A 5,253-nucleotide genomic window follows, 5' to 3' on the forward strand; every position below is an offset into this window, starting at 1 on the left:
GCGATAGGACTCCGTCCCGCTGGCGCGAACGCAACCGCCTCAGGACAGAACAGGATCCGCGGGGGGCTTTTCCCTATGGGATCCCCACAGATTGCTGGCCAAAATCAGACCCAGGCCCAGCACGGATCCCAGCGCAATCCTCTCGCCCAACAGCACCGCAATCAACCCCAACGACAAAAAGGGCGTCACATACACCCAGTTGGCCAGGGATCCCCGGTGGCCCGCCAACTCCAGAGCCCGCAGCCAAAATACAAAAGTCAGGCCCATCTCCGCCAGACCAATGTAAGCCGCCCAACCCAGCCCCGCAACTGTCCAAGAGACCTCCTGAAACGGCAGCAGTAGCAGGCCATAGAGGCTGCCGAAGAGAAACCCCATAAACAGCTTCAGCACCGCATCTCGCCCATCCCGCACATTGAGCAGCCAGTAGAGCGCCCAGATTCCAGAGCTGCCCACCGCCAGCAGGACCCCCCAGGGATCCTCCACCTGCAAGGTGCCCCAGGATCCCCCCGTAGCCACCAGCACCACTCCCAGCAGGCTCACCCCCAAGGCCAACACCAGCCGCCAGCGAAAGCGCTCTCCCAACAGCGGCACCGCCAGAAGAGCCAGCACCAGCGGCCAGGTGTAGTTCAAAGCCATCGCCGCCTGAGCCGACAGGCGGTCATAAGCCTGGAACAACACCCCATAGTAGCCAAGGGGGTTGAGCAGCCCCTGAAGGGCCGATAGGCGGACTTGGGATCCCCTCTGCTTGCCGAGGAACCCTGCCCGCCCTGTAACCACCAAAACGATCCCCAGGATCAAGCAAGAGCTCAATGCCGAAAAAATCAGCAAGACCGTCGGCGACAGGTGCTGCAACCCAAATTTAAAAGCGCTGGCAGCCGTAGCCCAGCCCAAGATGGCCGCCGCCAAGTAAACATAGGCTCGCCAGGGATCCCTGCCCATCAAAAGCTGTCGAGATGGTGCTCCGCACCGCTACCGCCGTCCTCTGGCTTCGACTTAGCTCCGGTGGGAAGGCCCAGCCGCGGTGCCACCACCCAGGCGTAGAGCAGGTAGCCCAACCCCGCCACCACCGCCCACCTGAGAACAGTGCCGAAAACCCGGAAGAACAGCCCAACTAGAAGAATACAGCCCAGAATGGCGAAGACCGTCACCAGTGGACGCCCCCAAGTCTCAATCCAAGCTCGAACGGCACTTTTCCCCCGAGACGCAACGGATGTTCCCGACTCCCGAGAGGCTGCAGCCGCCTGCTCCAGTTCACGCTCAAGCTGTTTCAGCCGTTCTTGTTCTGAGAAAGAGAGATCGGACATAGAGAGCAGTCTCCAGCGGTGTCACCTCCATCTTACGAGCTGCTCCCGAAGATGGGCAGACTAAGCCCGCGCCGAAGGGATCTCCTGAACCATAGCCCGGAACACATCCAAAGCCGGGCCAGGGCGACGGTTAGGACGCGGAGCCGAGATCTCATTGGGCACAAAAGGCTTCTCCACCACCACCTTGGGCTTGTTGGCAGGAACAGCTGTAGCCACCGGAGCAGAGCTGGGGGAAGCCGGTGCAGGACGAAAAGGCCCGGTAACAAAATCCACCAAGCCGCCGAAGAGAATGCCGAAGAAGGAGAACAGGCCGCCGAAAAGCTTTTTGAGGATACCCATGGCTCATTGCAAAGAAATGAGGTGAGAGATTGTCGAAGTTGTGAAGTTATACAACTTGACCTTCATTATTGTTAAGAAGCAGCATCTTGGCCATGAGTAGATATACTCCTTTTCTTAGGCCTGGGGATCCCCCACCCGCCTGCCCTCGGCGTCAAATCGCTGTAGGGGCAGGATCAACTCCAGCTCCTGCAGTTCCAAAGGCTGAGGGATCCCTCTACTGCGCCCCAAAGCAAAGCCATCCGCCGCTGCTGGATTCACCTCATAGCCGATATCTGCCATTGCTCCCACCGTGAGAATGCTCAAGGGGTTGGCTACCCCCCGGTCGATGCGGCTGGTCATCAGCTCGCGGCCCAAGACATTCTCCCGCCAATGGGAATCTCGGGATCCCTCCCCAAACTCGTTTTCTAAAGGAACAGAGGGCGCGTTTCCTCCCAGCGTGGCGAAGGCGCTGACCGCCCTGGGGCCGATGAAGCGGGGATCGTAGCCAGGGGGCGTAGGCTGATCCCGTCCCACCAAGCCCACCGTTAGCCCCTTGGGATCCCAGACGATGGGCAAGAAGCCCAAGGCATGGCCCAACTCGTGCAGGGCAGTAATGGGCAGATCCCCTCGTTCTTCCAGGGCAGATAGATTTTGACTGTTGAACAGAACTACGGAGTAAAAAGGCAGACCATTAGAGGCCCGTACAAAACAGGGAGCAGCTCCCCCCAAAATTCGCTCGTCGCCGAGATTTCTGGCCCGCACCTCCACCAACAGATCGTCGATGGGGAAATTGAGTGGCGTGCTGGGAAACCCTCGATCGCATTCGTCGGCCCGAATGGTGGTGGGGGGCAGATCCGGCTGGTCACCAACGATGATCTGTTGCCAGCGCAGAGCGGCATTGCGGACGATCGACTGCTGGGTGGGGGTGAGACTGTTGTCGGGAAAGCGAACGTCAATGGTGAACTGGGAAGCAGGCGCAGTCGTTGGCGAGGGCAAAGGGGCAGGAATGACAGTCGGAGTAGGGGTGAGAACGACAGTTGGAGTAGAGGTGGGAATGACGGTTGGAATGGGAGTGGGAATGACACCTACAGAAGAGGAACCACCACTTCCGCCGCAAGCCTTGAGCACCAGTACCAGAAGCACAGCCACCAGGGATCCAAGCAGACGCAGACCCCATACTTTCCCCAGAAGCTGTCGCTGCCCCGAAAAAACCTTCACACCACCCCCAAACGCAAAGAGCCTCACGGCCCAGTTGGATCATACCGGCTGCAACCATCCTCCCGAGCATGATTTGCGTCACACCGCACCGGTCAACTTCAAGGCCAGGAAGAGATGGGTTTGGAGGTCTATATTTTCAGGTCAGGATCTCTCAATCTGAGGAGTCGGAAGAGTTTTCCTCTTCTATGCCCCAGCCCGCAGCCAAAACATCCACCGCCGCCCGCAGCGCCTGGTTATCCCCCAAGAGCTCCTCGGGATCCGAGCGCGGCTCCACCAGGGGAACCAAGCGCAGAATACGTCCGTCCTGAACCAAGTCGATAACCACGCCCGGCTGCTCCTTGCCCAGGTTGGCAATCTCTTCTTCGGAAGCGGGATCCCGCAGACAGGCATAATCAAAGCTGTTCACATTTAAGTAGAGGCTACGGTTTACCACCAGTGTGGCAGCAGTGGGATCCTGAAAAACATCCACCACGCAGCCTTCCCCCTGCTTCCGTACCGAGCCATCGACGATATCAAAGTAGCGAACACGGGCCAAATCGGATAGCAGTCGGTAAATATCCCGCTTGTTCACCAAAGTTCCCGTATTCACAATACAGGGGGCACAGGGATGAGTGTCTGTCATAGAGCAGTCGGTCTCGAAAGGTCAACAGATTGAGAGTAGGCAAAAGGAAAGCAACATCAACAGTGTCTGCAAACCATCTCCAGAAACATCAATCCTCGGCAATTCTAGGCGCGGTTATAGCTGACAAGCAACAGAGACCCCAACTTAATCCCTAACTTCACAAAAACTTTAATCGGCTAAAGAGGGAAGAAGTAGCCTGCCCTGCCTTACCAAGTTAAGCCACTGCAACAACAGAACAACTCCCTCCATTTCGCCTACCCAGCGCTCAAACTGCTCTTGGGGAAAACTCAGTCATAACTTTGCTTTTATCGACTCTATCACAGCCTTCCCGAAAAGGGCACAGGTCACTACTAATCGCTACTAAGGTGCAATCTCCAGACAAAAGGGACAGAGGCTGTCCGGCAGGATTCTACCTGCATCTTGTGGGAAGGCAAGTAGCTGAGCAGCTTTAGACTCTAGATATTGTAGATGAACCCCGAACAGACCGTCTTCGATTCAGAACTCTCCCCTTGGCTTCTTAGGAAGGATAGCATAGGGTACCAAGCCCGCTGCCTAGAAATAGCGTTGACTCTTCGCCGGAGACGACTTTTGCCGTGGTAACCACTCCCCAACGCCAGACTCTGCCGGTTGTCGATTTTGCCGCCTTTCAGAAAGGAACGTCAGGTGAGCGGGAGCAGTTTGTCCGCCAGGTGGGGGAAGCCCTGCAGCAGATTGGCTTTTTTGCCTTGGTCAACCATGGCCTATCGCCGGAATTGATCCGGGAAGCCTATGAGGTGGCAGAAGCGGTTTTTCTTTTGCCAGAGCCGACCAAGAGAGCCTATGAGGATCCGGCCCTGCTGGGGCAACGAGGGTACACCCACTTCGGCAAAGAACACGCCAAAGATCATCCCTATCCTGACATGAAAGAGTTTTGGCACATCGGGCGCGAAGGGGATCCCCACCTTCCTGCCAACATCTGGCCTCGGGAGGTGCCCCAATTTCGCAGGGTGATGCTAGAGCTGTTCGCCCAATTGGAAACCTGTGCCCAGGGACTGTTGCAAGCAATCTCTCTGTATCTGGGGGAGCCTGCCGAATACCTGCCCAAAGCGGCGGAAGGAGGAGCCAATCTCTTGCGGGTGATTCATTATCCGCCGATCCCTGCTGAAGCCCCTCCCCAGAGTTTACGAGCTGCAGCCCATGAAGACATCAACTTGATCACGCTCTTGTGTGAAGCCACCGCGCCAGGGCTAGAACTTCTGCAACGAGATGGATCTTGGCTGCCCATTTCGGCTCTGCCCGGTCAGATCATTGTCGATGCCGGGGATATGCTGCAAAACCTCACCAATGGCCTGCTGCGCAGCACCACCCATCGGGTGACCAACCCCGACAACCCCCAAGAGCGCCGCTTTTCCATTCCCTTCTTTGTGCATCCGCGTGCAGAAGTGGATCTCACACCCTTGCCGACTTGTGTGGCCCGCACCGGCGGGATCCCTCGGTTTCCTTCCCTGACTGCCGGAGAATACTTGGCCCAGCGGTTGAGGGAAATCGGCCTGGCCGAGGCAGGATCCCCGCCCCAGCATTGATCCCAACTGTGGGTCTCTATGGTTCGGATCCCGGCCTTGCCCTACGAGTATGAAGTTCCCGGCCTGTCTCAGTTGGCCCTGGTGATCATCGATATGCAGCGAGATTTCCTGGAACCAGGCGGCTTTGGGGAAATGTTGGGCAATGATGTCACCCAACTGGGATCCATTGTGCCCACCCTGGAGGAACTGCTGGACTTCTGTCGTCAGCTAGAAATCGCAGGAGCCCCGC

The 5,253-nt window shown here is 57.5% G+C and carries 6 protein-coding genes and 1 pseudogene; 2 read left to right on the plus strand and 5 right to left on the minus strand.

Translation table 11 applies throughout. The annotated features are described in order from the left end of the window. Positions 1-39: 39 nt before the first annotated feature. From NW818_RS09210 to NW818_RS09230, 5 genes are all read right to left on the minus strand, one after another. Complete coding sequence (locus tag NW818_RS09210) at positions 40-939, minus strand: DMT family transporter (protein WP_414424382.1); 900 nt, start codon at positions 937-939, stop codon at positions 40-42. Further along, entirely contained in the window at positions 939-1,304 is a 366-nt protein-coding gene (locus NW818_RS09215; protein ID WP_011432431.1) for a hypothetical protein, read from the minus strand. Before NW818_RS09215 ends, NW818_RS09210 begins: the two co-directional genes overlap by 1 nt. 60 nt (positions 1,305-1,364) lie before the next feature. Then, positions 1,365-1,643, minus strand: a complete 279-nt coding sequence (locus NW818_RS09220) for a hypothetical protein (protein WP_414342915.1) — start codon at positions 1,641-1,643, stop codon at positions 1,365-1,367. A 114-nt stretch (positions 1,644-1,757) separates the two neighbouring features. Continuing rightward, a complete protein-coding gene (locus NW818_RS09225; protein ID WP_414424383.1) occupies positions 1,758-2,840 on the minus strand; it encodes a leishmanolysin-related zinc metalloendopeptidase in 1,083 nt (360 codons plus the stop codon). A gap of 151 nt (positions 2,841-2,991) precedes the next feature. Further along, complete coding sequence (locus NW818_RS09230; RefSeq protein WP_414331929.1) at positions 2,992-3,462, minus strand: hypothetical protein; 471 nt, start codon at positions 3,460-3,462, stop codon at positions 2,992-2,994. A 593-nt stretch (positions 3,463-4,055) separates the two neighbouring features. Between NW818_RS09230 and NW818_RS09235 the strand changes: the two genes are divergently transcribed. Beyond that, positions 4,056-5,024, plus strand: a complete 969-nt coding sequence (locus NW818_RS09235; protein ID WP_414424384.1) for an isopenicillin N synthase family dioxygenase — start codon at positions 4,056-4,058, stop codon at positions 5,022-5,024. A gap of 18 nt (positions 5,025-5,042) precedes the next feature. After that, positions 5,043-5,253: pseudogene (locus NW818_RS09240) on the plus strand (cysteine hydrolase); the annotation flags it as partial.

This window comes from Synechococcus sp. R6-5, assembly GCF_047461775.1.
Lineage (GTDB): Bacteria > Cyanobacteriota > Cyanobacteriia > Thermostichales > Thermostichaceae > Thermostichus.

Bases quoted from the DNA above. Each gene is read 5' to 3' on its own strand.
- NW818_RS09210 (WP_414424382.1), bottom strand. From the start codon at position 939: ATGGGCAGGGATCCCTGGCGAGCCTATGTTTACTTGGCGGCGGCCATC.
- NW818_RS09215 (WP_011432431.1), bottom strand. From the start codon at position 1,304: ATGTCCGATCTCTCTTTCTCAGAACAAGAACGGCTGAAACAGCTTGAG.
- NW818_RS09220 (WP_414342915.1), bottom strand. From the start codon at position 1,643: ATGGGTATCCTCAAAAAGCTTTTCGGCGGCCTGTTCTCCTTCTTCGGC.
- NW818_RS09230 (WP_414331929.1), bottom strand. From the start codon at position 3,462: ATGACAGACACTCATCCCTGTGCCCCCTGTATTGTGAATACGGGAACT.